The 26,707-nt window shown below is 41.8% G+C and carries 20 protein-coding genes and 3 rRNA genes; 21 read left to right on the forward strand and 2 right to left on the reverse strand.

The features are described from left to right. Positions 1-5: 5 nt before the first annotated feature. Together EGX73_RS12435 and EGX73_RS12440 are read left to right on the forward strand one after the other, a co-directional pair. Positions 6-542: a hypothetical protein gene (locus EGX73_RS12435; protein WP_003127290.1), complete on the forward strand. Its 537-nt coding sequence runs from the start codon at positions 6-8 to the stop codon at positions 540-542. A gap of 283 nt (positions 543-825) precedes the next feature. Further along, on the forward strand, positions 826-3,213 hold the full coding sequence (locus EGX73_RS12440) for an ATP-dependent DNA helicase (protein WP_003127291.1): 2,388 nt from the start codon (positions 826-828) through the stop codon (positions 3,211-3,213). 36 nt (positions 3,214-3,249) lie between these two features. Here EGX73_RS12440 and EGX73_RS12445 read toward each other — a convergent pair whose 3' ends face one another. Next, a complete protein-coding gene (locus EGX73_RS12445) occupies positions 3,250-3,741 on the reverse strand; it encodes a YajQ family cyclic di-GMP-binding protein (RefSeq protein ID WP_003127292.1) in 492 nt (163 codons plus the stop codon). 150 nt (positions 3,742-3,891) lie between these two features. On the opposite strand from EGX73_RS12445, the gene EGX73_RS12450 reads away from it, so the two are divergent. The 14 genes from EGX73_RS12450 (at position 3,892) to EGX73_RS12515 (ending at position 19,747) form a co-directional block, all read left to right on the forward strand. Continuing rightward, positions 3,892-4,827, forward strand: a complete 936-nt coding sequence (locus EGX73_RS12450) for a YitT family protein (protein ID WP_003127293.1) — start codon at positions 3,892-3,894, stop codon at positions 4,825-4,827. 82 nt (positions 4,828-4,909) lie between these two features. Further along, a complete protein-coding gene (locus EGX73_RS12455) occupies positions 4,910-5,239 on the forward strand; it encodes a metal-sulfur cluster assembly factor (protein WP_005472593.1) in 330 nt (109 codons plus the stop codon). A gap of 354 nt (positions 5,240-5,593) precedes the next feature. After that, the gene (locus EGX73_RS12460) at positions 5,594-5,944 is read left to right on the forward strand and encodes a hypothetical protein (RefSeq protein WP_003127295.1); all 351 of its coding nucleotides are present in this window, start codon (positions 5,594-5,596) and stop codon (positions 5,942-5,944) included. A gap of 188 nt (positions 5,945-6,132) precedes the next feature. Next, the gene (locus tag EGX73_RS12465; protein WP_029486858.1) at positions 6,133-7,068 is read left to right on the forward strand and encodes a dihydroorotate oxidase; all 936 of its coding nucleotides are present in this window, start codon (positions 6,133-6,135) and stop codon (positions 7,066-7,068) included. Positions 7,069-7,102: 34 nt separating this feature from the next. Next, positions 7,103-7,615, forward strand: coding sequence for a GNAT family N-acetyltransferase (locus EGX73_RS12470; protein ID WP_003127298.1), 513 nt, complete (start codon positions 7,103-7,105; stop codon positions 7,613-7,615). Between the two features lie 335 nt (positions 7,616-7,950). After that, complete coding sequence (locus EGX73_RS12475; protein ID WP_005472600.1) at positions 7,951-10,047, forward strand: glucosaminidase domain-containing protein; 2,097 nt, start codon at positions 7,951-7,953, stop codon at positions 10,045-10,047. Between the two features lie 92 nt (positions 10,048-10,139). Further along, positions 10,140-10,325, forward strand: coding sequence for a hypothetical protein (locus EGX73_RS12480; protein WP_003127300.1), 186 nt, complete (start codon positions 10,140-10,142; stop codon positions 10,323-10,325). 545 nt (positions 10,326-10,870) lie between these two features. Then, positions 10,871-12,430 (forward strand): 16S ribosomal RNA (locus EGX73_RS12485). 222 nt (positions 12,431-12,652) lie between these two features. Continuing rightward, positions 12,653-15,567, forward strand: a 23S ribosomal RNA gene (locus tag EGX73_RS12490). Between the two features lie 82 nt (positions 15,568-15,649). Then, positions 15,650-15,765 (forward strand): 5S ribosomal RNA (gene rrf / locus EGX73_RS12495). Together the 16S, 23S and 5S rRNA genes form the textbook arrangement of a ribosomal RNA operon. A gap of 169 nt (positions 15,766-15,934) precedes the next feature. Beyond that, positions 15,935-16,816 carry a hypothetical protein gene (locus tag EGX73_RS12500; protein WP_123866980.1) on the forward strand — a complete coding sequence of 294 codons (882 nt, stop codon included), beginning with the start codon at positions 15,935-15,937 and terminating at the stop codon, positions 16,814-16,816. Next, a complete protein-coding gene (locus tag EGX73_RS12505; protein ID WP_253764167.1) occupies positions 16,809-17,981 on the forward strand; it encodes a hypothetical protein in 1,173 nt (390 codons plus the stop codon). Before EGX73_RS12500 ends, EGX73_RS12505 begins: the two co-directional genes overlap by 8 nt. Before the next feature lie 67 nt (positions 17,982-18,048). Next, positions 18,049-19,053, forward strand: coding sequence for a zinc-binding alcohol dehydrogenase family protein (locus tag EGX73_RS12510; protein WP_003126746.1), 1,005 nt, complete (start codon positions 18,049-18,051; stop codon positions 19,051-19,053). Then, a complete protein-coding gene (locus EGX73_RS12515) occupies positions 19,046-19,747 on the forward strand; it encodes a class I SAM-dependent methyltransferase (RefSeq protein ID WP_003126745.1) in 702 nt (233 codons plus the stop codon). Before EGX73_RS12510 ends, EGX73_RS12515 begins: the two co-directional genes overlap by 8 nt. A 54-nt stretch (positions 19,748-19,801) precedes the next feature. On the opposite strand, the gene EGX73_RS12520 is transcribed toward EGX73_RS12515, so the two are convergent. After that, positions 19,802-20,914 (reverse strand): SLC13 family permease, encoded by a 1,113-nt coding sequence (locus EGX73_RS12520; RefSeq protein ID WP_003126744.1) that lies wholly within the window; start codon positions 20,912-20,914, stop codon positions 19,802-19,804. Positions 20,915-21,073: 159 nt separating this feature from the next. On the opposite strand from EGX73_RS12520, the gene EGX73_RS12525 reads away from it, so the two are divergent. The 5 genes from EGX73_RS12525 (at position 21,074) to EGX73_RS12545 (ending at position 26,696) form a co-directional block, all read left to right on the forward strand. Continuing rightward, positions 21,074-22,534, forward strand: coding sequence for a helix-turn-helix domain-containing protein (locus EGX73_RS12525; RefSeq protein WP_003126743.1), 1,461 nt, complete (start codon positions 21,074-21,076; stop codon positions 22,532-22,534). Further along, positions 22,531-23,895, forward strand: a complete 1,365-nt coding sequence (locus EGX73_RS12530) for an FAD-dependent oxidoreductase (RefSeq protein ID WP_003126742.1) — start codon at positions 22,531-22,533, stop codon at positions 23,893-23,895. The genes EGX73_RS12525 and EGX73_RS12530 overlap by 4 nt, the downstream gene beginning before the upstream one ends. Positions 23,896-24,046: 151 nt before the next feature. After that, positions 24,047-24,994, forward strand: coding sequence for an ABC transporter permease (locus tag EGX73_RS12535; protein WP_123866981.1), 948 nt, complete (start codon positions 24,047-24,049; stop codon positions 24,992-24,994). Between the two features lie 5 nt (positions 24,995-24,999). Next, entirely contained in the window at positions 25,000-25,941 is a 942-nt protein-coding gene (locus tag EGX73_RS12540) for an iron chelate uptake ABC transporter family permease subunit (RefSeq protein ID WP_123867085.1), read from the forward strand. After that, positions 25,938-26,696: an ABC transporter ATP-binding protein gene (locus EGX73_RS12545; protein WP_003126738.1), complete on the forward strand. Its 759-nt coding sequence runs from the start codon at positions 25,938-25,940 to the stop codon at positions 26,694-26,696. Before EGX73_RS12540 ends, EGX73_RS12545 begins: the two co-directional genes overlap by 4 nt. The last annotated feature ends 11 nt before the right edge of the window (positions 26,697-26,707 follow it).

A 26,707-nucleotide genomic window follows, 5' to 3' on the forward strand; every position in this document is an offset into this window, starting at 1 on the left:
GTAACATGAATAAGAAAGTATGTCTAGTTTTATGCTCATTCTTTTGCAGCTTGTTACTCGCAAGCTGTGGGCAAGAAAATCAAGCAATCAAAACGAGCGAACCTACGACAGCTACTGCGACCAAGCTCAGCTCCACAAATGCCGAGAATGTCGACTTGATGCTGATTCAAGAAGAAAGCAGTCAATTTCCGCAAAGCCAAGGTGTCTATGATCTGCAAGGAGAAGAATTGACCATCGTCAAACAATACTTGCCTATGACAGAAAGTAGCAGTGATGAAACGTTGAGTGGTTCGGCACTCAAAAAAAGAAATGAAACGATCCAAGCAGACTTTGAAAAAAATTTTGCTTCCGCGAATCTTCGCTTAAAAGATGATCCCTTTGAAATCTACGAGACGACCTTACATGGGGCTTCGTTTTCCATCGATGGAAAATATTTATTTTTACGAGCCCATGGGTTGGAATTAAAATTTCAGTATGATGAAGCAACCAATCGTGCCTACGATGAGAACAATGTGCGCTATGAAGTTCAAGTGGATCAGTGACGGATACTAATGAGAAATGCCTGAAAATCAGAACAGTATAAGAAGTTTAAGAGAAATAGATGCCACAAGAAAGTGACAAGTCGATTGAGACAACTTTCGATTGCGATGATGCCAAGAATTAAAACACATCATTAGGCAAGAAGAGAGGTTGTTTTTGATATGCTGTAACCATTGTAGGCATTTTTTAAGAAAATGTGAAAAAGACTGCAAATCCTGCAGGCTTTTTTTGTTCGCTTTAAAATCAGTGAAGCTTCCGATATAATAGCTCCGAGAAGGTGATCACGTGTATAAAGGAAAAATTGCTGTCCGAAAAATCGTTGAATTTATTTTGCGCCGTGGCGATATCGATAGTCGCAAAGTCAGTAACCATACTGCTCAAGAAGGCGCTCGTATCCATCGACGATTGCAAAAAGAAGCCGGCGATGCCTATCAAAAGGAAGTCTTCTTCAAAATAGAAAGCGAGATCGAAAAGGACAAGTTGACTATCGAAGGACGTGCAGACGGCTTATTCTATGACGAAGAGAAACAATGTTGGGTAATCGATGAGATCAAAACGTCAGAACCCTACTTTGAAGATCTTCCTGAGGATCAAATCGATTTATTTTTTGCTCAAGGGATGGTTTATGCTTATATTTACCTTCAAGAAGAAAAGTTGACGGAAATTGAAGTCCAACTAACCTATTACCAGACTACGGAGCAGCTGATCACCCGCGTCCGTCGCCATTTTACAGTGGAAGAACTTACTGAATTTTATACCCACTTGATCAATGAATATCATAAATGGCTGGTTTTTCAGGAAAATTGGCGCCGTGTTAGAAATACTTCACTACAACTGTTAAAATTTCCTTTCGAAACGTATCGAAAAGGGCAACGGGAATTGGCTGCTGCCGCTTATAAGACGTTAAAAAACGGCAAGCGATTGTTTGCTGAAGCGCCAACAGGTACTGGAAAAACCATATCGACTCTTTTTCCTGCACTAAAAGTATTAGGAGAAGGGGATGGCGATCGTTTGTTTTATTTGACGGCAAAAACGATCACTCGCCAAGTAGCTGAAGATGCTTTAAGCAAGTTGGCGGATAACGGCAGTGAAACAAAAAGTGTGACCCTCACTGCCAAGGATAAGATTTGCTTTTTAGATGAACGGAATTGTACGCCGGAACATTGCCCATATGCGAATGGCTATTATAACCGAATCAATGAAGCGCTATGGGATCTGCTTCATCATGAAAATCAAATCACACGAGAAGTGATTGAAACGTATGGAAAAAAGCATACCGTCTGTCCCTTCGAACTTTCGCTGGATGTCAGTGTGTTTTGTGATGTCATTATTGGTGATTATAACTATCTGTTTGACCCGACTGTTTATCTCCGACGCTTTTTTGAGGAACCAGAAGAAGATTACTTTTTCTTGATCGATGAAGCCCATAATCTCGTCAATCGTTCAAAAGAGATGTATTCAGCAGAGATTCGTCGCAGCACGTTTAAAGATCTTAGAAAGCAATTGCCAATGGATCAACAAAAACTTCGTCGAGCATTGAATAAAGTGGAGAAAGAATTCTCTGCGATTGAAAAAATCGCTGAGACGGATCATTGGGAGTACCATCATCAAAAAGAACCCCATGAAACGATGAACAAGCAATTAGCAAAGCTAGCTGAGCTTATGAAAGAATGGCTGCCAGCTAACCCTGAACATACGGCTCAGGAAGCGGTGCTGCAAAGTTATTTTGAAGTGAATCACTTTTTGAAAATTGCTGAATTCTATGACGATCATTATGAAACAACAGTAGAGGTCACTCGATATGAGCTGACTCTTCGTCAATTTTGCATTGAACCGGCTCCTTTTCTACAGCAAGTGTTAGACAAAGGAAAAGCCAGCTTGTTGTTTTCAGCCAGTTTCACGCCTCTTGATTATTACCAGGAAGTGCTGGGAGGCGGAGAAAAAGCATTACGCTATAGACTGCCAAGTCCATTTGATCCTGCAAATCAAAAAATCCTGATCGCAAATTACATCCAGACGACTTACCGGCAACGGACAGCCAGTCTGCCAGCGATCGTAGATGCCCTTTATCGAATGGTTCACGCAAAGTCAGGCAATTATATGGTTTTCTTTCCTTCTTACCAGTATTTGGACGAAGTAGCAGAAGCATTTCATCACGCGTATCCGACTATTAAGATGCTCGTACAGGATACAGCTATGAATGAAACGGAACGAGAAAATTTTTTAGCGGAATTCAAATACGACACGGCGGACGCTGAAGAAAAAACTTCGTTGATAGGATTTTGCGTATTGGGCGGAATTTTTTCGGAAGGCATCGACTTGAAGGGAACTCGTCTGATCGGAACGGCGATTGTTGGTGTCGGATTGCCGCAAATCAATCACGAACAAGAACTGATTCGGGACTATTATGAAGAAAAAAAACATGCTGGTTTTGCCTATGCCTATCGGCTGCCTGGAATGAACAAAGTTCTGCAAGCAGCGGGACGTGTCATTCGTGATTCTAGGGATCAAGGCGTGATCCTGTTGCTGGATCAGCGTTTTCATACAACGGCTTACCAGCAACTGTTTCCATTACACTGGCAACACGCCCAAACCTGCTTTCGACCAGAGCAGATTAGCAAAGCAATGGACCATTTCTGGCAAAAACAAAAAGACTCTCAGCACCGATCGTAGACCGTACATGCGGTTTGCGATCGGTACAGAGAGAAGTCAACGATAATTTGTGAATTGTAAATCGATCGGTAATTCAAGCTTGCGCAGCAGCTGGATGACTTCTTGTAAATCGTCACGGCTTTTACCAGTGACACGAATCTGATTGTCTTGAATCTGCGTTTTAACTTTCAATTTTGCATTTTTGATGGCGGTCGTAATTTTTTTCGCCTGTTCTTTATCAATGCCGTTGATCAATTCTGCAGTCTGACGGGCTTTGGCGCCAAGTGCATGTTCAGTCTGTGAGAATTGGATATTTTTTGTCGGAACACTTCGTTTGATGAGTTTGCTGCTTAACACATCTTTGATTTGTTCAAGTTTGAATTCATCGTCTCCCACGATTGTTAATTTATTGCCATCCATTTTAATTTCAACTGTCGAACCTTTAAAGTCAAATCGATTCTTTAATTCTTTTTCTGCTAGTTGGATGGCATTTTTTACTTCTTCTGTATTGATTTCAGATACAACATCGAAACTTGCTTCTTTTGCCACAAAAGATCATCCTTTCTATTTTTCTTTGATTTTACCATGAGTCAGAAAAAAGAGGGGAGAGAAACTAAATTTTTGCAAATAATAGTTTCAATTTTAGACACAAACTGCTATTCTTTGGAAGGAGATTTTTTGTGAAGGAGAAATGGCATTGTGAGTAAATTATGGACGAAACATCAGCAGTCGGAAAGACTGAAAAAAATCGGGGTTATTTTGTTGTCAGGATTGACCGCAGCGATCGCGTTGAATTTCTTTTTGATTCCTGCAAAAGTACTTTCTGCAGGGATGAATGGTGTTGCCCAGTTGATCGTAGCAGTCGGGTGGGAACAATTCGGCTTGCATCTTAGTACCGGTCTCTTTATTTTGCTTTTGAATGTGCCAATCTTTATTTTAGGCTTTATCAAACTAGGCAAAGCTTCCACTTGGATGAGTTTTATTAACGTTGTAGTGGTCTCTTTAATAACGATGATTTTGCCTCAAGGAGAAATCACAAACAATATCCTCGTGAATTCGTTGATTGGCGGCGTATTACTTGGTGTTGGAGTCGCTTATTCGTTAAAAATGGGTTTCACAACGGGAGGAATGGACATCCTCTCATTGATTTTATCAAAAACGACAGGTAAGACTGTCGGCAAATATATGTTTATGCTTAATGGCATTATTGTTATGCTGTCAGGGTTTATTTTCTCATGGGAGAGCGCCTTGTACACGATCATTTCCATTTTTGCTATGAGTTATGTGGTGGATATGCTTCATACAAGCCATCAAAAAGTTACGGCATTGATCATCACCACCAAAGCGGAATCTGTCGGCAAGAATATTTCAAAACATGTGTTTCGCGGTATGACATTGTTGCCATCTGTAGGAGGGTATTCTGGTGTTCCTGGAAATATGATTATGATGGTAGTTACTCGTTATGAAATCTATGATTTGGAACAAGCTGTTTTAGAAGCGGATGAGAATGCATTTATCAACTTTGTTCCGACTCAATCGATCACAGGACGTTTTGCAACAGACGATGAACAGCGTACATTCAAAACAACCGGAGTCTTTCCAGAATTGAAAGTTAACAAAAAGAATCGTCCCTAAGGAAAACGAAAGCGAAAGTGTCATTTACAAAGGGATTAAAACAAGTTATGATTTGAACAGATCATCAAAGGAGGTTTCGACTATGCCTTATACTGAAGCAGAAAGCGAAGCAATCAAAGAACGTGTCTTAGCAGCGTTAGAAACAGTTATTGACCCAGAATTAGGGATTGACATTGTCAATCTTGGTTTAATATATGAAATCGAATTTGACGGGGAAACAGGCGATACAGTTATTAAAATGACATTGACCACTATGGGTTGCCCATTAGCCGACGTTTTGACCGAACAAATTCATGAAGCATTAAGCGACATTCCAGAAGTCAAAAATCCAGAAGTAAAATTAGTCTGGTATCCCGCTTGGACGACCGATAAAATGAGCCGTTATGCACGGATCGCGTTGGGGATTCGCTGATTCCAATGCAGCGGCTGTTAGTTTCGTAAGTCGTTTGAAATAGTATGGATGTATAAGTACATTTCATTCTCTAAATAATCCGTAGAAATTTTGGAACTCTTTTATTAACTTTTAAGATAAGTTAGTAAAGGAGTTTTTTAGTTAAACAATTTTTTATTAGTATCTGTTGCATTTTCAATAAGGAAACGCGACCCCATACCTCTGTTAAACAGGAAGCTTTATAGTAAAAGAAAAGTGAGTCTGAATTTAGCGAAATGAACGATTTTCGTGCGACGACTGCTTGTCGTTTCAGAGACCATTTTTGTAAAAAATGATAAAATAATGATCGATAACTAAAGAAAAGGAATCCGGCCTATGCTATTAACAAAGAAAAAACTCTCTCGCCTAGCGGCTCCCTATAATGAAGGAGATATGAGTATTGGTTTTGCCGAATCACAAAGTATAGAAAGTATAAGCAGCAAAACGATTTTACTTGTGAATGATCGCCAAGTAATCATTTTATTTTTGAACTTTTTTCAAACAAAAGTCATTGATCACATGGCTTACACCAGAAAAGATCTAGTCAATGAGCAATTAAGTCAAGGGTTCAATGGGTTAGACGTTGTTTGGCGTTTTACAGTCCAAAATAAAAAATGGCGTTTTCGCATACTAAAGAAAATAGTCACACTAGGAAAAATGCAAAGAGAATTGATCGAGCGGCTCTAAAAGAGGGTACGTACCTAAATTGTAAAAAAATTTTGAGCGGTAATTTGATGAAGACTGATTGTCTTTTTTTCAAGGATCTCAGCGAATAGAGAATTGCTACAAATAAAATAATGACGAAACCTAAAACGGCAATTGCATTTTGCAAACTAGAAAGGTAAACTATTTTCAATGAAGAAAGGAGACGAACAATGTTAACGACTAAATTTGGTGAATTCACCTACGACAATCCCTTTATGAATGCTTCCGGCGTTCACTGTATGACCACTACGGATTTGGAGGAACTTGCAGCATCAGAAGCCGGTTCTTTTGTTACAAAAAGTGCCACTTTAGCACCGCGAGAAGGAAATCCCGAACCGAGATATGTGGATCTCGCTTTAGGAAGTATCAATTCAATGGGATTACCAAATAAAGGCTTAGACTATTATTTGAATTTTGCTTTAGAGAAACAAGAAGCAATCGCTCCTGAAGCACCTTTCTTCTTTTCTGTTGCAGGCATGAGTGTTGAAGAAAATATTGAACTTCTAAGAAAGATTGAAGCTAGCAACTTTCGTGGTATCACAGAGTTGAATCTTTCTTGCCCGAATGTCCCAGGAAAGCCACAAGTTGCTTATGATTTTCCATTGACAGAACAAATTTTAGAGCAAGTTTTTAGTTTCTTCACGAAGCCTTTAGGCGTGAAATTACCGCCTTATTTTGACCTGGCGCACTTTGATCAAATGGCTGAAATTTTGAATAAATTCCCTTTAACATACATCAATTCTATCAATAGTATTGGTAATGGTCTATATATAGACCCAGAAACAGAAGCAGTAGTGATCAAGCCTAAAGAAGGCTTTGGCGGTATCGGTGGCGAGTATGTCAAACCAACAGCACTCGCCAATGTTCGGGCTTTCGCGACCCGACTAAAACCAGAAATCAATGTAATCGGAACTGGCGGCATTCGTTCTGGACAAGATGCATTTGAGCATTTGTTATGCGGAGCGACGATGTTACAAATCGGAACGGAATTACAAAAAGAGGGACCAGCGATTTTTGCCCGTCTGAAAAAAGAATTGACAGAAATTATGACTGCCAAAGGCTACACATCGATCGATGAATTCCGCGGTAAACTTCGCTCATTGTAGCCGATTAGCAAATTGCTACTGAAGGAGGAATGGCATGATCCAGTTTAGAAAAGCGACGCTCTCTGATTTGCCGGAAATGATGGCTCTCTTTGAGATGGGCATACAATCCTTAAAAAAACAAGGCTCACCTCAATGGCAAAATGGCTATGGTCCCACTCGTGAAAAAATCAAAGAAGATATCAATCAACAAGAAAGTTATCTCTTGTTATATGACGATCAAATTGCTGCTTCTGCCGCTTTAGTCAAAGGGGTCGATCCCCTTTATACTGCGATAATCGAAGGTAGTTGGTCAGGGGATGGGCCTTATGCATCAATCCATCGTGTCGTAGTCAGTGACCATTTTAGAGGCAAACAATTGAGTGCACATTTACTAAAAGCGCTAGAGGAAGAAGCGTTAGCAAAAGGGATCCATGATTTACGGATTGATACCTATCAAGCAAATATTGGAATGCAGAAAGTGATCGAAACCTGTGGTTATCAATATCGTGGGCAAGTTGTTTTCCCTATTCCACACGGTGAACGACTGGCCTATCAGAAATTAATCTAATTGATTGGGTGAATATAGTAATATCTGCTGTAATTGCCAGACCACAAGCGGAATGGCTGAGCCATACTAATTCCTTAATTTCCTTAGCGGGTTCAGGTCGAATTTGGGCAGCGTGTTTAGCTCATAAATAAGATGTTTTTTGAAAGATTGATCATGACGGAAAGAAAGATAGCAAGTTTTGCGTAGCTTTATTATGCAGGGCTTGCTATCTTTTTGTTTATTTTTATTCCGAATAGACGAAATTAATTAAATGTATAAAAATAGAGAGTTATCACTTTATTTTAATATTGTGCATATGGTAAAGTTGATTTGAGTAAACAATGGAGGAGAATCCAATGAAAAAAAGAAAAAGTATGCGTAAGGCGTTGGCAATGCTAGCGGCTCTATTGATCACCCTTGGACAAGGGGTGCCTGCGGTTGAAGCATTGACTGTCTTAGAGAATAACGCAGAATCAGCAATAGTCGATTCAGGCTCATCAATCTCAGACGAATCAAATGAATCCTCAGAACCATCTGAAGACCGAACGGCCGATTCTTTCGAAACGGCATCAAGCAGTCAAAGTATGGAAACAGAAGAATCCATTGATGAAAGTCATTCTACTGAATCATCGTCTTCTAGTGAAACGACTGAGGAAACAAGTGAAAGTACAAGTACGTCTGAAAGTGAGACATCTTCCTCAAGTAGCAGTGCGTCGACAACGGATTCAACTAAGGATTCTACAACGCCTAGTATGTCTTCTACTACCGAAAGGCCATCAGGAACCAGTCATTCATCAAAGCCAAATGATACGACAGCAAATTCCACCCAAAGTTCTTCGGAACCAAAGACATCCAACACAGGTTCTTCAGTCAGCCAATTGCCGCCATCCAATCAGCCTATAGCAGATTCTTCCCAGACAGTTGATTTATCAGATAAATTGGTTACCACCCCAACTGATTCTAATTTGAATGGCTATATCTTGCCGTTGTTGAATCAGTTAGCAAATGAACGATCCGCAGCGCTGATTTCAGAAGCGTTGAATCAACTAGGCAAACCATATGAAAAAGATGCGCAGGGTACTGGATTTAATAATCTTTCGTTGCCTATTGCTGTTTATCATGGCGTTTTTGATATAAAAGGGATCGAAACTTATGATCAGCTTAGCCGGGTAGGAAAGCAAACATCACTTGAAAAAGCCGTACCTGGAGATCTTTTGTTTTGGAAAGACGGTCAGCAATTAGTCAAAGCAGCAATTTACCTTGGACAGGATAAACTGATCATGGCAGATCAACCCCAAGCGGAACAAATAGTCAAGGAAGAAAAAGCGGCGACAGAAAACAATGGCGTACGCATTTATACTATTACTGATAAACAGAATAGTACTGCGGAAACAAAACAATTGATCCAAGAAGATCAGGTAAACAAACCAGATGTAGTAGTTCATTTTTCTGACTCGCAAAAAGTAACACCTCATGGACAATCACTAATCGCTAAGTATGCGGCTAGCTATGATTTTCGCAAGAATCCGCAAACAGAAGCATTTGTTGCGGCAATTGCAGAAGATGCTCGGGAACTAGGCTTAACTTATGGTGTGTATGCGTCGGTTATGATTGCACAGGCAATTTTGGAAAGCGGATCTGGTCAGAGTGGCCTTGCTTCTCCTCCGTATTATAATTTGTTTGGAATCAAAGGAACTTCCGGTAGTCGTTCCGTTTCTATGATGACAGCTGAGGATAATGGGACCGGAGAATTTTATACGATCCAAGCTGCTTTTCGTGCCTATACAGGATACAAGGAGTCGTTAAAGGATTACGTTCATTTACTGCGGACAGGAATTAGTGGGAATGCTGATTTTTACAAAAAGGTTTGGCGTTCTGAAGCAAAAAACTACCTGCAAGCGACTGAATATTTAAAGGGGCGTTATGCAACGGATACGAGCTACAACAATAAACTGAATTCATTGATTGCTGTCTATGAATTAACGAAATATGATGAAGCCAAAGCTGGCAGCGGCGTTGTCCTACAATCAAAAGAAGCGATTCCCAAAGAGTATCGGCAGCTGTTGGTGTTTCCTGATTATAACGGTGTAAATTATAATACCTCAGGTTCTTATCCAGTCGGACAATGTACTTGGTATGCTTACAATCGGGTCAAGCAATTGGGCGGCAGTGTGGATGAATATATGGGGAATGGTGGAGAATGGGGAGCAACCGCAAAACGTTTAGGCTATAAAACGGCGGCTACTCCAAAAGCAGGCTATCTGATCAGTTTTAGCCCAGGCACTGCTGGCTCTAGCACACAATATGGACATGTCGCCTTTGTGGAAGCGGTTGGCAAAGATGGCATTTTAATATCAGAGGGCAACGTTATTGATGGCAAAACGATTTCTTATCGAATCATTCCCAATGAGCTTGCTTATTCGCAAAGTGTCAGTTATATTGCCCCAAAATAAAATTTCGACCAAAAACTCTAGCGAATCGTAAAAATTCGGTTGTCAACTTCTGCCACAATTGCTAAGATAGAGCACGTAAAGGACGGTGCCGAATGAAAAAACGTATCAAAAAGAAAAAAGCCTATAAAAAGTATATCCAAGACATATTCACAGGATATGAAGAAATGTTGGAAAATCCTGAGCTCAAGGAGAGATCCTTTAGTTATTTGAAAGAAGAAACAGTCTTGAGACGTGATGAAAACGATCAGATTCGTTTTCGGACTCGGGACATTGATTAAACTGCCTATTTTAGGCAGTTTTTCTTTTTCAAAAATAATTGAAAGTATTTCAGAAAAACACTTGCTCTTTCATACGCTTAATGATAAAGTAGTGAACGTTGGCAAAACACGCCGACAGTCAAAACCTTTCAAAAAAACTTTTTGAAAAAAGGGCTTGACCAAAACGGAAACAGATGATATTATAACGAAGTCGCAAATTTAAGAAATCAATTTGATGCTGATGCAGCAACAAAAAAGATTGAAAAAAGTTGTTGACAAATAACAATTCATTTGTTATTCTAATGGAGTCGCTGATGACGCACAGGAAGTTGTTGAATAAACACTTTCGAAAAAAACTTTTAAAAAAAGAGTTGACATTCGCTTGTTAATCTGATATGATTTAAAAGTTGCTAACGCAGCGCAGTAGACCTTTGAAAACTGAACAAAGCAAGCAAACGAACCAATGTGTAGGGCGCTTCATTATATGAAGCAAAATACATGCAAGCAATAGCTAGCAAAGTTAATTTTATTTGAGCTTAACGATCCTATGGATCGTTCAAACAAATCATTATGAGAGTTTGATCCTGGCTCAGGACGAACGCTGGCGGCGTGCCTAATACATGCAAGTCGAACGCTTTTTCTTTCACCGGAGCTTGCTCCACCGAAAGAAAAAGAGTGGCGAACGGGTGAGTAACACGTGGGTAACCTGCCCATCAGAAGGGGATAACACTTGGAAACAGGTGCTAATACCGTATAACACTATTTTCCGCATGGAAGAAAGTTGAAAGGCGCTTTTGCGTCACTGATGGATGGACCCGCGGTGCATTAGCTAGTTGGTGAGGTAACGGCTCACCAAGGCCACGATGCATAGCCGACCTGAGAGGGTGATCGGCCACACTGGGACTGAGACACGGCCCAGACTCCTACGGGAGGCAGCAGTAGGGAATCTTCGGCAATGGACGAAAGTCTGACCGAGCAACGCCGCGTGAGTGAAGAAGGTTTTCGGATCGTAAAACTCTGTTGTTAGAGAAGAACAAGGATGAGAGTAGAACGTTCATCCCTTGACGGTATCTAACCAGAAAGCCACGGCTAACTACGTGCCAGCAGCCGCGGTAATACGTAGGTGGCAAGCGTTGTCCGGATTTATTGGGCGTAAAGCGAGCGCAGGCGGTTTCTTAAGTCTGATGTGAAAGCCCCCGGCTCAACCGGGGAGGGTCATTGGAAACTGGGAGACTTGAGTGCAGAAGAGGAGAGTGGAATTCCATGTGTAGCGGTGAAATGCGTAGATATATGGAGGAACACCAGTGGCGAAGGCGGCTCTCTGGTCTGTAACTGACGCTGAGGCTCGAAAGCGTGGGGAGCGAACAGGATTAGATACCCTGGTAGTCCACGCCGTAAACGATGAGTGCTAAGTGTTGGAGGGTTTCCGCCCTTCAGTGCTGCAGCAAACGCATTAAGCACTCCGCCTGGGGAGTACGACCGCAAGGTTGAAACTCAAAGGAATTGACGGGGGCCCGCACAAGCGGTGGAGCATGTGGTTTAATTCGAAGCAACGCGAAGAACCTTACCAGGTCTTGACATCCTTTGACCACTCTAGAGATAGAGCTTCCCCTTCGGGGGCAAAGTGACAGGTGGTGCATGGTTGTCGTCAGCTCGTGTCGTGAGATGTTGGGTTAAGTCCCGCAACGAGCGCAACCCTTATTGTTAGTTGCCATCATTTAGTTGGGCACTCTAGCGAGACTGCCGGTGACAAACCGGAGGAAGGTGGGGATGACGTCAAATCATCATGCCCCTTATGACCTGGGCTACACACGTGCTACAATGGGAAGTACAACGAGTTGCGAAGTCGCGAGGCTAAGCTAATCTCTTAAAGCTTCTCTCAGTTCGGATTGTAGGCTGCAACTCGCCTACATGAAGCCGGAATCGCTAGTAATCGCGGATCAGCACGCCGCGGTGAATACGTTCCCGGGCCTTGTACACACCGCCCGTCACACCACGAGAGTTTGTAACACCCGAAGTCGGTGAGGTAACCTTTTTGGAGCCAGCCGCCTAAGGTGGGATAGATGATTGGGGTGAAGTCGTAACAAGGTAGCCGTATCGGAAGGTGCGGCTGGATCACCTCCTTTCTAAGGAATAGTACGGAAGACTACACATCGTTTGCCTTTGTTCAGTTTTGAGAGGTTTACTCTCAAAATAGTTTGTTCATTGAAAACTGGATATCGAAGAAAATCAAAACAAGTAACACACACCGAGTTGACAAGTTAAAGAGTTTTTTAATAAGTTCAACGCTTATTTTCTTGAGCAACCTTCTATCGCTAGAAGAAGTACTCACCGACCGTAAGGTCAAAGGTTAAGTGAATAAGGGCGCACGGTGGATGCCTTGGCACTAGGAGCCGATGAAGGACGGGACTAACACCGATATGCTTTGGGGAGCTGTAAGTAAGCTATGATCCAGAGATTTCCGAATGGGGGAACCCAGCATCTTTTATAGGATGTTACACAGTTGTGAATACATAGCAGCTGTGAGGTAGACGCAGAGAACTGAAACATCTAAGTACCTGCAGGAAGAGAAAGAAAATTCGATTCCCTGAGTAGCGGCGAGCGAAACGGGAAAAGCCCAAACCAACAAGCTTGCTTGTTGGGGTTGTAGGACTCCGATATGGTAGTTGAAACAGATAGTCGAAATACTTGGAAAAGTATGTCAAAGAGGGTAAAAACCCCGTAGATGAAATCTGGCTCACACCTAGGAGGATCCTGAGTACGGCGGAACACGAGGAATTCCGTCGGAATCCGGGAGGACCATCTCCCAAGGCTAAATACTCCCTAGTGACCGATAGTGAACCAGTACCGTGAGGGAAAGGTGAAAAGCACCCCGGAAGGGGAGTGAAATAGATCCTGAAACCGTGTGCCTACAACAAGTTAGAGCCCGTTAATGGGTGATAGCGTGCCTTTTGTAGAATGAACCGGCGAGTTACGATAGCATGCGAGGTTAAGTTGAAGAGACGGAGCCGCAGCGAAAGCGAGTCTGAATAGGGCGAATGAGTATGTTGTCGTAGACCCGAAACCATGTGATCTACCCATGTCCAGGTTGAAGGTGCGGTAAAACGCACTGGAGGACCGAACCCACGTACGTTGAAAAGTGCGGGGATGAGGTGTGGGTAGCGGAGAAATTCCAAACGAACTTGGAGATAGCTGGTTCTCTCCGAAATAGCTTTAGGGCTAGCCTCGGAATTGAGAATGATGGAGGTAGAGCACTGTTTGGACTAGGGGCCCATCTCGGGTTACCGAATTCAGATAAACTCCGAATGCCATTCATTCATATCCGGGAGTCAGACTGTGAGTGATAAGATCCATAGTCGAAAGGGAAACAGCCCAGACCACCAGCTAAGGTCCCCAAATAACTATTAAGTGGAAAAGGATGTGGGGTTGCACAGACAACTAGGATGTTGGCTTAGAAGCAGCCACCATTTAAAGAGTGCGTAATAGCTCACTAGTCGAGTGACCCTGCGCCGAAAATGTACCGGGGCTAAATAGTTTACCGAAGCTGTGGAGTGCACCGTAAGGTGCATTGGTAGGAGAGCGTTCTAAGGGCGTTGAAGGTAGATCGTGAGGACTACTGGAGCGCTTAGAAGTGAGAATGCCGGTATGAGTAGCGAAAGACAGGTGAGAATCCTGTCCACCGTATGACTAAGGTTTCCTGGGGAAGGCTCGTCCGCCCAGGGTTAGTCGGGACCTAAGCCGAGGCCGACAGGCGTAGGCGATGGACAACAGGTTGATATTCCTGTACCCGTTGTTTTTGTTTGAGCAATGGAGGGACGCAGGAGGCTAAGAAGTGCAGACTGATGGATATGTCTGTTCAAGCAGTGAGTCTTAGTGGGAGTCAAATGCTTCTACTTTCAAGGACAAGCTGTGATGAGGAGGGAAATAATAGTACCGAAGCTTCTGATGTCACACTGCCAAGAAAAGCTTCTAGTGAGAAAACAATGGCCCGTACCGCAAACCGACACAGGTAGTCGAGGAGAGCATCCTAAGGTGAGCGAGAGAACTCTCGTTAAGGAACTCGGCAAAATGACCCCGTAACTTCGGGAGAAGGGGTGCTGCTCTAACGAGCAGCCGCAGTGAATAGGCCCAAGCGACTGTTTATCAAAAACACAGGTCTCTGCAAAATCGAAAGATGACGTATAGGGGCTGACGCCTGCCCGGTGCTGGAAGGTTAAGAGGAGTGCTTAGCGTAAGCGAAGGTACGAATTGAAGCCCCAGTAAACGGCGGCCGTAACTATAACGGTCCTAAGGTAGCGAAATTCCTTGTCGGGTAAGTTCCGACCCGCACGAAAGGCGTAACGATTTGGGCACTGTCTCAACGAGAGACTCGGTGAAATTTTAGTACCTGTGAAGATGCAGGTTACCCGCGACAGGACGGAAAGACCCCATGGAGCTTTACTGTAGTTTGATATTGAGTGTCTGTACCGCATGTACAGGATAGGTAGGAGCCGTAGAGATCGGGACGCCAGTTTCGATGGAGGCAATGGTGGGATACTACCCTTGCGTTATGGCCACTCTAACCCGCAGCCCTTATCGGGCTGGGAGACAGTGTCAGATGGGCAGTTTGACTGGGGCGGTCGCCTCCTAAAAGGTAACGGAGGCGCCCAAAGGTTCCCTCAGAATGGTTGGAAATCATTCGAAGAGTGTAAAGGCAGAAGGGAGCTTGACTGCGAGAGCTACAACTCGAGCAGGGACGAAAGTCGGGCTTAGTGATCCGGTGGTTCCGCATGGAAGGGCCATCGCTCAACGGATAAAAGCTACCCTGGGGATAACAGGCTTATCTCCCCCAAGAGTCCACATCGACGGGGAGGTTTGGCACCTCGATGTCGGCTCGTCGCATCCTGGGGCTGTAGTCGGTCCCAAGGGTTGGGCTGTTCGCCCATTAAAGCGGCACGCGAGCTGGGTTCAGAACGTCGTGAGACAGTTCGGTCCCTATCCGTCGCGGGCGTTGGAAATTTGAGAGGAGCTGTCCTTAGTACGAGAGGACCGGGATGGACTTACCGCTGGTGTACCAGTTGTCTCGCCAGAGGCATCGCTGGGTAGCTATGTAGGGAAGGGATAAACGCTGAAAGCATCTAAGTGTGAAGCCCACCTCAAGATGAGATTTCCCATTTCTTTAAGAAAGTAAGATCCCTGAGAGATGATCAGGTAGATAGGTCAGAAGTGGAAGGCCAGTGATGGTTGGAGCGGACTGATACTAATCGATCGAGGACTTAACCACAATTGAAAAAAGCAAGGAAACTCGGAAGAGTTTTGATTCTTCGATCCAGTTTTGAGTGAGCAATACTTACTCAATTGAATAGTGTGGTGGCGATAGCGAGAAGGATACACCTGTAACCATGCCGAACACAGAAGTTAAGCTTCTTAGCGCCGATTGTAGTGAAGGGTTTCCCTTTGTGAGAGTAGGACGTCGCCACGCAAGTTAACCTTATATCAAATATTTGATATAAGGTTTTTTTTTGTTTAAAAGTAACGGGATCAGCGATAAGTCTGCCAAAAACATGGTGCAAAAAATTTAGGTGACTTAAAATAACTTTTTTTGCGAAAAAATGATACACTGTTTATGAAGAGTTTTTAGGAGGGATAGTATGACTGAGGAGCTTAAAAAAGAACAGGATCCAGTAGACAATGAACGTAACGAAACGTCGTCGGCAGTTCCATTTACAGAAATCAAAGAAGTCGCTTCAAAAAATATTGGTCAGATGCTTCAAGACCTGCAAGCGTTCGAAACAGCGATTGAAAAGGAAGACATTCCGGAGATTTATCGAATCTACAATGGCCGCCTGCACAAAGAATTGAAAGAAACATCCAATCAAAATCATGAAATCGATGAGTTGCTGGCGCGGAAAATCCATGACAGTTTTGTCGCTACTTTTCCATTCATGATACATGCCGATCGAATTTCACCTACGGTTCATTATTATAAAATAGGTGAATACTACCATGAACGTCCGACAATTGGCATTGATGCCAGTGTTCCAGAAATCTTTGTGATTCCTGCTATTGATGATGAGTGGCGTAAATTTCAACGCGGCAATCGTGATATGCTGACAGCCATTGAACAACAGATGGATAATTTAGACGCCAAAGCCATTGCGGCTCAATCCGAGATTCAAAAACTGCAAGAGGAGATCGATCGCATTAAGCGTAGTGAAAACGAGTTGTCAGAATCAAAAGGATTTTTTAATCGCGGAAAAATCGATGAGGAATTAGAAGCATTAGTCCAAGAACGAAAAAAAGTAGAAGCGAAACAAAAAGAATGGTCTCGCTATTCCCAAAACGAACAAGACGTGCTTCTTGAAAAAGAACGATTAATGCAGCAATATCACGCCTTGCGCTTAAAAAAGGCAATCGTCGAAAAAGAATTTCGTCAAATCGATCACTATTTTGGTTCGTTGCAAGAGATGAACGAACGATTGCAAGCTTTCTTAATGAGCTATCTAGGAGAGGAGTCGATCTCAGATGAATAATGAGGAAGAAAAAACGCCCCTAATGAAAGAACAAACAGAAGATGGGATTCGCGAAACAGCTACGTCAAAGAGCGAACTGGAAATAATGGAAACAAATGAGTGGGCAACCGCCGCTGATGAACTAAAAACAGTTGAAATAGAATCGGATGAGCTTGAAGCAACGGCAATTGATCAGGAAGACTTGTACCAACAATCTGCTGAAGAAGGCCATAGCGAAAGGCTAATCATTGACTCTACAGAGTCTGCAGAGCTTGAAATACCTGAAGCACCTGAAGCACCTGGAGAACCTGGAGAACCTGGAGAACCTTATGATGAATACTATGAAACGAAAGAAAGCGATCACCAAAGAATTGAAAGCTTGATTGAACAAGCAGAAATTGAATTAGCAGATTTGCGCTTACGCAAAGCCATTATGGAAGCTGATTTTGATGAATTATGTCATCACTACCAAACATTGATCATTGGCAACCAGGATATTTCAATTATCGCAAAAAAGACGTTACTGGAATACTATGCTTATGAATTCTTGAAACCCTTGCGATCGATTGGATTGATGCCAACCGACAACTACGATGTTTGGAAAACAAAGCACTTCTTGGTGAAGTTTCAATTGAATGAGGAAAAAGCAATGGATTTATATTTTAAATTAAATCCGATCAATTCTCAATATGAATCACAGTACTTGCCGCTACTCACGATTTATTCTGACACACGAGAAGTGCGGGTCAACGACCATCAAATCTTATATCTATTGCGGCAATGGTATACAGATAAAATATTTACGGTCAATCAATTGTCACTGTTTAATTACGATATCAATTTACTCTTAACTCATTTTCGCGCATCTTCATTTATGGTTTCACCAAGTCTCATTGATAATACGCAAGAACTTGCAGTGGATTTAGAGACTGAGTTTCCGATCACAACAGACATTTTGGACCAAATCTTTATTACTACGATGGAAAATCAAGGCTATGATTTTGTCAAAGCAGAGTATGAAGACTATGAGATCTTCTTAGATAAAAAACAACGCTTGACGATTCGGATGGCTGATGATCGGACCCATTTGTTTATTGATTCAGATCGAAGAAAACGTTCCTTGTTAGATTTCTTCACTTCTTACGAATTTTTAGTTCCATTAGTAGTACCTAGTTATTCGCATTAAACAAGCATAAGAGCTAAAATAATCATTAAGGTTATTTTAGCTTTTTTTAGGAGAGGAGAATGATGTAATGTTGAATCGTGCGATCGGATTTTATGAGGGAATGCCTTTAGATAACAGCAATGTTTTTCAAACGAAAGATTTGGACATGCCTTCAATAGGAGCAAATGATCTATTGATAAAAGTTGAAGCCGTATCGGTCAATCCCATTGATGCGAAGCGTCGCCAAACGACGACCAAATCTGGTCATTTCGTGATCCAAGGATATGATGCTTGCGGAATCATTGAAAAAGTTGGCGATCAGGTCACAGAATTTCAAGTGGGCGACCCGGTGATGTACAGTGGAACAACACAGCGAGACGGGGCGAACCAGAAATATCAAGCGGTGGATGCACGCTTAGTAGCGAAAGTCTCTTTAGAAAATTTAGCGGAATGGGCAGCATTGCCTTTAACAAGTATCACTGCCTGGGAACTTCTATTTGAGAAATTTGGGTTGATTCCTAAAGAAAAAGCCAATCAAGGAAAACTATTGATCATCAATGCAAGTGGTGGAGTGGGATCGATTGCCGCCCAGCTGGCACATTGGTCCGGGCTTGAAGTATATGGCACTGCCAGCCCCACAAATCATGAATGGCTAGATAAAAATGGGGTAGCGCACCCACTCGATTACCATTACCCGCTACAAGATCAGGTTGAAACCACCTTTGACTATATTGCTGTCTTTTATGACATTTCCGATTACATCGATCAATTTGCTCAATTGATCCGCCCATTTGGTAAAATCGGAATGATCGTTAATACGCGCGGTCCATTAGATCTTAACCCATTTAAAAATATCGGAGTGGACTTTTACTGGGAATATATGTTTGCAAAAACCGATTATCAAGTGGATTTGGCTAGTCAAGGAGCGATCTTAAAAAAAATTGTTGATCTAGTCAATGAACAAAAAATCCATTCTACGATCACCACCTGTTTTGAAACAGGCCTGACGATCGAAAATTTGATTGAAGCAACCGCATTAGTAGAAAAAGGCAGTCCAGGGAAGGTAGTCATCTCCGGAGGATTCCATGAGTGAGGAACAAGAATTTTGGGATGATTTTGCGGCAGAATATGCAGAGATCCAGCAAGAATCACAATTAACGATTGCTGAGGATCTAGCAACATTTTTAAAGACAAACGGAATTTTGCCAATAAGCTCTTTTGTTGATTTAGCTGCGGGAAGTGGCCGCTATATTCCAGCGATTTTACCTGATACAAAGCGTTATTTGGCCATTGATTTTTCAGTGGAAATGTTGAAAGCAGCTAGACGTTATGTAAAAGATCCTCAACAAAAAGTAGACTTTCGACTGCAAACACAAGCAGAGTTTCTTGCTGATAAGATCACCTATCCCTTGATATTTACTGCAATGAATCCAGCGTTGACCGAGAAAGATCAGCTGATTTCTCTGGTAGAAAAAAGTCGTCGCTTATTGATTTTGCGGATCGTTCGGACCAAAGAAAATATCTTTCAACCACTGGAACAGAACGATCACAAAGATGAAAAGCTACTTTCTGTCTATAAGAAATGGCTTCTGGAAGAACAAATCAGTTTTTCTACTCATCTTTTTTCTTATGCTTATGAAGAAATCATTGATCGGGAATTTTTTTACCGCTATTTTCAACTGGATATTCCACAGTCAGAATTGCTGCAGCTAAGCCGTTCCCTTTTTAGAGAAAAGAAAAAAGCAATTAGTAAGACGGAGATCGATTATGAACTCCTAATCGTTTGAAGGCAAGCAGTTGTCCTGTATATTCAGGGACAGCTGCTTGCCTACTAGTGTCTATTAGCCTATCCCTAAATAGAGATAGCCGATTGAACCGATTATGAATAAGTAAAGGATATTCACCATATAGAACTTGTGTTGGAATCTTTTTTGTTCTTGAGGGAGAGCTTGCTTGATCAATTTGTAACCAATCAAATTCGCTAACGAAGCAATCAATGTGCCCAAGCCACCCACATTTACCCCCAACAAAACAGCTTTCTTGTAGGTTGTAAAAGGAGCAATCAGAATCGCTGCTGGGACATTGGAAATCACCTGAGAAAGGGTGATGCTGCCTAAAAAGGCTTGTTGTTCTTTTTGGAAGAAGGGTTGGATCATTTCAATCAACTTGTCTTGTTCGTTGATATTTCCGATAATCACAAAGAAACAAGCGAATGTGACTAAGAGACGGTAATCCACTGAACGAAAGAGCTCTTTTTGAAAAAAATAGACCACGAATGCTACGATCGATGCCGAGAGGACGAAAGGAACGACATGAAAGATTCCCAAAATCATCAGTGCCATTAAACCAAGATAAAGTACCATGTATTTTTTCTCAAAAAAATGCGTGGTTTTTTTGATGATGAGAGGGGATGCTGGCAATAATTGAATGGATCCTACTAACAGAGTTAATGATAGGACAACCATCATACCTGTCGTTTGCAAAAAAGTAGTCAAAGGTAAATTATAAAAAGAAAACAAGAAGAGATTTTGCGGATTCCCAAAGGGAAATAAACTGCTGCCTAAATTAGCGGCTACAATCAGGTAAACTGCGCCGAGAAGAACGCTTTTTTGTTCCTGAATGCCTTTGGTGATCAGAAGATACATAGGTAGTAAAGTCAGGATCGCCACATCGTTCGTTAGTACCATCGAGCTGAAAAAACTTAATAAAACAATCGTTCGAATCAGTGCTCGGAGAGAATGACTCTTAGAGAGCAAACGTTGACCAATGAAATTCAACAAACCGGCTTTTTCAAGCCCATTAATAGTCAGCATGAGACCAAACAAGGTCAAAATCACTTGAAAATCAATAAAGTGGACATCAAAACGTCCAAATGAACTCGCAACAAGCGCCAAAAAGAAAGAAATCGAAAATAATAAATCGCTTTGGAAAAAGAAGAATATTTTTTTTAACATGCGTGCTCCTTTCTTTCAAATTTTACCATGGACTCTTTTAGAGAAGCAAAGAAATATTCTCGGTTTTGACATATACTGTGAAATCCTATCGCTCAATATGGTTGACAAACGAAGCGTTTATTGGGAAATTAGAACTAGAATGAAAAAGGAGCAGAATCGATGAATTTGATGCAACTATTAGAAAAAAATCAGCAAGTCCATTTTCAGATATTGACCATCTTCTTTCAGCATGGTTCAGAAATTTCCTATAAAACTCTTGCAAATAAGTTATCCATTTCTTCACCGACGCTCCAAAAGGAGATTCAGCATTTGAGTGACAATCTTTCTGTTTTCCATGCAGAGGCATTGTTAGAAACAAAAGAGAATGATCGTTTGCATTTAACATTACCGCTTGATTTTTCTATTCAGCATTTTTTTTATGCGTATTTATCAGAAGCGGTGGATTTTCAAATTATTGAATATCTCTTTTTCCATCGCGAAGGATCGACAACGAAACTCATGTTGGATTTGACGCTTAGCGAGGCCTCGCTTTTTCGTCATTTCAAATCGATCAATCACTTGTTGGAGGAATTTAGTCTTCAATTGAAAAATAAGAAACTGATCGGCGATGAGCGCCAAATCCGCTTTTTCTTTTATTCGTTTTTTTCGCAGAGTTATCCGTTAGCAAAAATCAATGAAACCTTTAAGAGTCCAGCTATTCGAAACTTGATTCGGGTGATTGAACAGCAACTTGGCTTATCAATTGATCCACGGAATAATTGGAAATTGGTCTTATGGTTTGGTTTGATGGAAGCCCGTTTCGATTTTAGGAGTTCCCAGCAACATGAGTCATCGAAAGGCCTCTTAAAACAAGTAGAAAATGATCCTACTTTTCAAGTGCTACGAAATATTTTAGGACGTTATCTCAGCCGTTTTGCCATTTCGTGGAGTGACTACGAAGCTGTTTACCTCTATTTGTTTTTGATGATGGAAGGATTAGTAGTCATGGATCACCAGCAGGACACTGATTCGGAATTTATGCTAGATTTAGCCGCTGAGAGTCAAGTATTGATGAAAACTTTTGCGGATGAATCTCTTGATATACAAGTTCATTATCCAGAAATCAGTCGTTTTTTAGCAATCATCGTTCTTAGAGCACGCTACTTGAAGGGCTCGTTGACTTCATTTGCCGATTTTCCTCCGCATTTTTTGCGGGGAACCATCACGGAAGTAGCGAATCAAGCAGTTGAAACATTGGCACAAGCCACTGGGCCTTTTTCTGAGGAGAAACAGAGAAAGCTCATCCATGATTTGTCGTTTGTTATTGAATGGTTGCAAGAGAAACAACAAAAAGAGCTGAAAATCGGTGTTCTGCTGTCTCAAAATCAATTACGTACGGATGTTTTGCGGCGGTTTTTGGCCAAACAGCTTTCTGGGTATCCTTACATGCAGGTGGAAACTGCACAAGCAACCGATTATGATCTGCTGATTGTGGATCAACCGCAGATTGCCGAAAACTATCACTACAAAAAGCTCCTGGTCTTGACAGGTGTGATCGATCGTTTTGAAGAGCAACGGCTGCATCAAGTGATTGATGAAATTCGAAGGGAAAATCTTGAAAGTGAGTTGGAGAAGTTATGAGGATTGTCATTATTGGAGGCTCTCATGCTGGTATAGCAGCAGCCCGTCATTTAAAACAGATGGATGATAAAATTGAAGTGATCATCATTGAAAAATCCAATGTATTGGGCTATATCGCTAGCAGTTTGAACTTAGTATTAGAGGGATATATTGAGCGTCTAGAAGATTCCCGCACTGCTACTGCCAGTGAATTACTGTCAGAAGGGATCAATGTGATGCTCAATAGCCGCGTCGTAAAGATTGCAGCGGCAGAAAAAAACGTTTCTTTTGAAACATCAACGGCTAGTTGTGTCGAAAAAGACACGATCTCATATGATTATTTGATTTTAGCTATGGGGTCCAGTAATTTTCGGAATGCTTTTACGGAAGAAGTCAAAGAGCACATTACCACGTACAAAACGATTGCCCAGTCTCGAGCAGCTCTAAGCAAAGTACAGGAAGCCAAGAAAGTGGCCATTGTGGGTGCCGGTCTGATAGGTTTTGAATTAGCGGAATCACTAAGTGGACAGGATAAAGAGGTCTTCTTGATTGATCGGATGGATACTTTGCTTTTCCGCTACTTCGACCAAGAGATTTCTCAGATTTTGATCGAACGTTTTCCAGAAAATTTACAAATCTATCTGAACAGCAGCGTGGTCGCAGCAAAACAAACTACGAACGGAGAGCTGGCGGGAATTGAACTTGCCAATGGCACTTTTTTGCCAGCGGATATCGTTGTCTATGCAGTCAATCCAAGACCGAATGTTGACCTGGTCGCTGACTTTCTGAAGTTGAACCCAGATGGGACGATCGACACCAATGAATTCTTGCAAACTTCCGATCCAAGCATTTATGCTGTCGGCGACTTAGTCTCGATCCCATTCAATCATTCAGACAGTTCACTCTATGTACCGCTGGTGACCAATGCGTATAGAACCGGTATCGTCGCGGCAACAAATATTTTGTCTGCAAAAAAAATCCCTTTTCCTAAAATGCAGCGCACAGTGGTCAGCAAGCTCTTTGGATATTTTGTGAGCAGCTCTGGAATCAATGAAACGGAAGCACCTTATTATGGCTTTGACGTCGATTCTGTCACACGTACGTTCCATGCACGTACGTTTTTCGAAGTAGAAAATAATTTTGAAGTGACATTGAAACTGGTATTTGACAAGGAAACACGAGTAATCATGGGAGGGCAGATCATTACAAGCGATCGCGGCAGTTTGGAGATCATCAATACGGTCTCTACGTTGATCACATCTTACATGACTCTTGATCAATTGGCTACGATGGATTACTTTTTCAATCCAACGATATCTTTTCCGCTGCACTTTTTGAATCAATTGGCTATCGAAGGTCTCTTGAAATCTCATGTGAATTAAATGTGTTATATATTAAAAGTTTTTTTATTCGATAAACCTACGTTAAGAGTAGGTTTATCTTTTTTTTTGCAAAAAGCCTTGTCATTAAAAGCGGAATCGCTTAAACTAACTAGAGAGAATGAGAATCGTTCTCATTAGAAAGGGTTAGTATATGAGAAAAATGAGTCTGGCCATTTTGCTTCTCTTGTTGATCACTGGGTCTTTATTTGTGGGCGCACATGACATGTCTCTAGCTGGTTTAATGGCAGGAGAAGAGAGTCATTGGATGATATTGCTGAAAGTACGCGTTCCTCGTACGATTAGTCTCTTGCTTGCAGGGGCTGTCATGAGCTTATGTGGAAAAATCATTCAGCATCTGATGCAAAATAAATTTGTTGCAGCAGACGTGATCGGTTTGACTGACAGTGCCCGCCTAGGGATCTTGATCGTCATGTTATGGCTGCCCAATGCATCTGGACTCCTGCGAACAACCGCTGCTTTCTTATTTTCTTATGCGGGGATTTTGCTATTTTTATGGCTAAGTCGCTTGATTCCTAAGAAAGATCCGATGGTTTTGCCTTTAACGGGTGTGATGTTCGGGAATGTGATTGGCGCAGTCAGTTCCTTTCTTGCGTACCGCTTTCAACTTGTGCAAAATGTTTCTTCCTGGTTACAGGGGAACTTTGCTACCGTGATCGAGGGCAATTATGAATTGATTTATCTGACACTACCAATTTTTGCTCTTTTGTATTTCCTTGCCTATGAAATAACGATTGCCGGGTTAGGAGAGACAGCTGCAAAAAATCTTGGCATCAACTACCACGTTTTACGCTTGCTCGTATTTGCACTGGTTGCTTTTGCCAGTAGTGTGGTCTTGCTTTTAGTAGGCAGTGTTCCATTCCTTGGTGTGATCATCCCTAATATCGTTGCTTTATTTGCAGGAGACCATGTTCGAAACAACCTTTTTCTGATCAGTTTTTCCGGCAGTGCCTTTTTGCTCTTGTGTGATTTGCTAGCAAGGATTTTAATAGCCCCATATGAATTGCCGGTCAGCGTTGTAGCAGGAACGATTGGCGGTATTAGCTTTCTAGTCTTATTGATGAGGAGAAAAATGGTGTGAGAATTATCCGGCGTTATATGTTCTTGTTCATACTCATCGGGATAGCTGTTGGCGCATACCTTACCTACAATACATATGGCAATTGGTCCTTCGCACTGCAATTACGGGGAAAGCGAATAGTGGCCTTTGGCTTAGTAGCAATAGCTGTCTCGTTTAGCACGATCACTTTACAAACACTGACACAAAATCGGTATCTGACTCCCGGTATCTTAGGATTGGATCAATTATATGCGCTGATCCAGACGATACTATTTTTCTTCTTAGGAGGAATCCGCATGTTGAGTCAGGAAACACCTTTCGTTTTTTTGTTTTCGATTTTAGCTACCGGGACATTAAGCAGTGTCATCATTCAGACCTTTTATAAAAAAGCCAATAATCAATTGTTTCTATTACTGATGGCGGGAATGATCAGCGGTACTATGTTCACTAGTATCAGTTCATTTCTTCAAGTCATCATGGATCCCAATGAATATGATTTGTTGCAAGGGCGTCTATTTGCAAGTTTTAGCAATGTCAATAGTCAGCATTTATTACTGGCTGCTGGAATTATTTTAATTGGGCTGATTGGATTATCGCTATTGATTCCAGAATTGAATGTTATGGTCTTGGGTGTTCGAAATGCAAAAAGTTTAGGCCTATCGGTTTCAATGATCCAGAAGAGTTGTCTTTTCTTGCTGTCTTTATTATCGGGGACTGCTACTGCTTTAGTAGGACCATCCGTCTTTTTAGGATTTGTCGTGGCAACGATTGCCTATCAGTTATTTCCAACATATAAACATGGCACATTGTTTGTTGGATCAGCACTTTTAGGGTTTTTATTACTAGTCGGCGGCCAATTTTTTGTTGAGCAAGTCTTTCAATGGAACACAACGATCAATACAGTGATTCAATTTTTAGGCGGAATCTTCTTTTTAGGAAAACTAGTCAAAGAAAGGAAAGGACAATGATTGAAACAAAAGGAATCGAAAAGAGTTATCAAGACAAGCGCGTGTTGACTGATTTGTCCTTGCAGTTGCCGGAAAATCAATTGATTGCCTTTATTGGTCCAAATGGTGCCGGAAAAAGTACATTGCTTTCGATTATCAGCCGCATGTTGGAGCAGACTACTGGAGAAGTTTATTTCAAAGAAAAGGAGATTCGACAATGGCGTTCGAAAGAATTAGCTAAGAATCTCGCTTTTTTGCAACAGAGTAACGGTTTTACGGTTGATATGACCGTAGAAGAACTGGTGTCTTTTGGTCGGTTTCCCTATAATCGGGGACGATCAACGCCAGAAGATGAACAAATCATTTCAGAATCATTAACACTTTTATCTTTAGAATCATTTCGGCAACGCTCGATCCATGCATTATCTGGTGGGCAGCTTCAACGGGTCTATTTGGCGATGATTCTTGCCCAAGATACCGAGTATATCCTTTTGGATGAACCGCTGAATAATTTGGATTTGAAACATGCCAATCAGTTGATGCACTTATTGGAGAAATTAGTCAAAGATCATGGGAAAACCGTATTGATCGTATTGCATGACATCAACTTTGCTGCCAGATATGCAGACCATATCGTAGCGATGAAAGAAGGAAGTTTGTTCAAAACAGGCACAGTTGCAGAAGTGATCCAAGAGCCTGTTTTAAAAGAACTTTATGACTTAGAAGTTAAGATAGTCGAAGTGGATGGACAGCGCTTTTGTTATTATTTTAATTAAGAGACCATAGG

Source organism: Enterococcus sp. FDAARGOS_553 (assembly GCF_003812305.1).
GTDB lineage: Bacteria > Bacillota > Bacilli > Lactobacillales > Enterococcaceae > Enterococcus_D > Enterococcus_D gallinarum.

Excerpts from the sequence above, each read along its gene's own strand:
- EGX73_RS12545 (WP_003126738.1), top strand. The coding sequence starts at position 25,938 with ATGATTGAAACAAAAGGAATCGAAAAGAGTTATCAAGACAAGCGCGTG.
- EGX73_RS12470 (WP_003127298.1), top strand. The coding sequence starts at position 7,103 with ATGATCCAGTTTAGAAAAGCGACGCTCTCTGATTTGCCGGAAATGATG.
- EGX73_RS12520 (WP_003126744.1), bottom strand. The coding sequence starts at position 20,914 with ATGTTAAAAAAAATATTCTTCTTTTTCCAAAGCGATTTATTATTTTCG.
- EGX73_RS12465 (WP_029486858.1), top strand. The coding sequence starts at position 6,133 with ATGTTAACGACTAAATTTGGTGAATTCACCTACGACAATCCCTTTATG.
- EGX73_RS12455 (WP_005472593.1), top strand. The coding sequence starts at position 4,910 with ATGCCTTATACTGAAGCAGAAAGCGAAGCAATCAAAGAACGTGTCTTA.
- EGX73_RS12525 (WP_003126743.1), top strand. The coding sequence starts at position 21,074 with ATGAATTTGATGCAACTATTAGAAAAAAATCAGCAAGTCCATTTTCAG.
- EGX73_RS12475 (WP_005472600.1), top strand. The coding sequence starts at position 7,951 with ATGAAAAAAAGAAAAAGTATGCGTAAGGCGTTGGCAATGCTAGCGGCT.
- EGX73_RS12530 (WP_003126742.1), top strand. The coding sequence starts at position 22,531 with ATGAGGATTGTCATTATTGGAGGCTCTCATGCTGGTATAGCAGCAGCC.
- EGX73_RS12435 (WP_003127290.1), top strand. The coding sequence starts at position 6 with ATGAATAAGAAAGTATGTCTAGTTTTATGCTCATTCTTTTGCAGCTTG.
- EGX73_RS12510 (WP_003126746.1), top strand. The coding sequence starts at position 18,049 with ATGTTGAATCGTGCGATCGGATTTTATGAGGGAATGCCTTTAGATAAC.
- EGX73_RS12460 (WP_003127295.1), top strand. The coding sequence starts at position 5,594 with ATGCTATTAACAAAGAAAAAACTCTCTCGCCTAGCGGCTCCCTATAAT.
- EGX73_RS12480 (WP_003127300.1), top strand. The coding sequence starts at position 10,140 with ATGAAAAAACGTATCAAAAAGAAAAAAGCCTATAAAAAGTATATCCAA.
- EGX73_RS12535 (WP_123866981.1), top strand. The coding sequence starts at position 24,047 with ATGAGAAAAATGAGTCTGGCCATTTTGCTTCTCTTGTTGATCACTGGG.
- EGX73_RS12515 (WP_003126745.1), top strand. The coding sequence starts at position 19,046 with ATGAGTGAGGAACAAGAATTTTGGGATGATTTTGCGGCAGAATATGCA.
- EGX73_RS12505 (WP_253764167.1), top strand. The coding sequence starts at position 16,809 with ATGAATAATGAGGAAGAAAAAACGCCCCTAATGAAAGAACAAACAGAA.
- EGX73_RS12500 (WP_123866980.1), top strand. The coding sequence starts at position 15,935 with ATGACTGAGGAGCTTAAAAAAGAACAGGATCCAGTAGACAATGAACGT.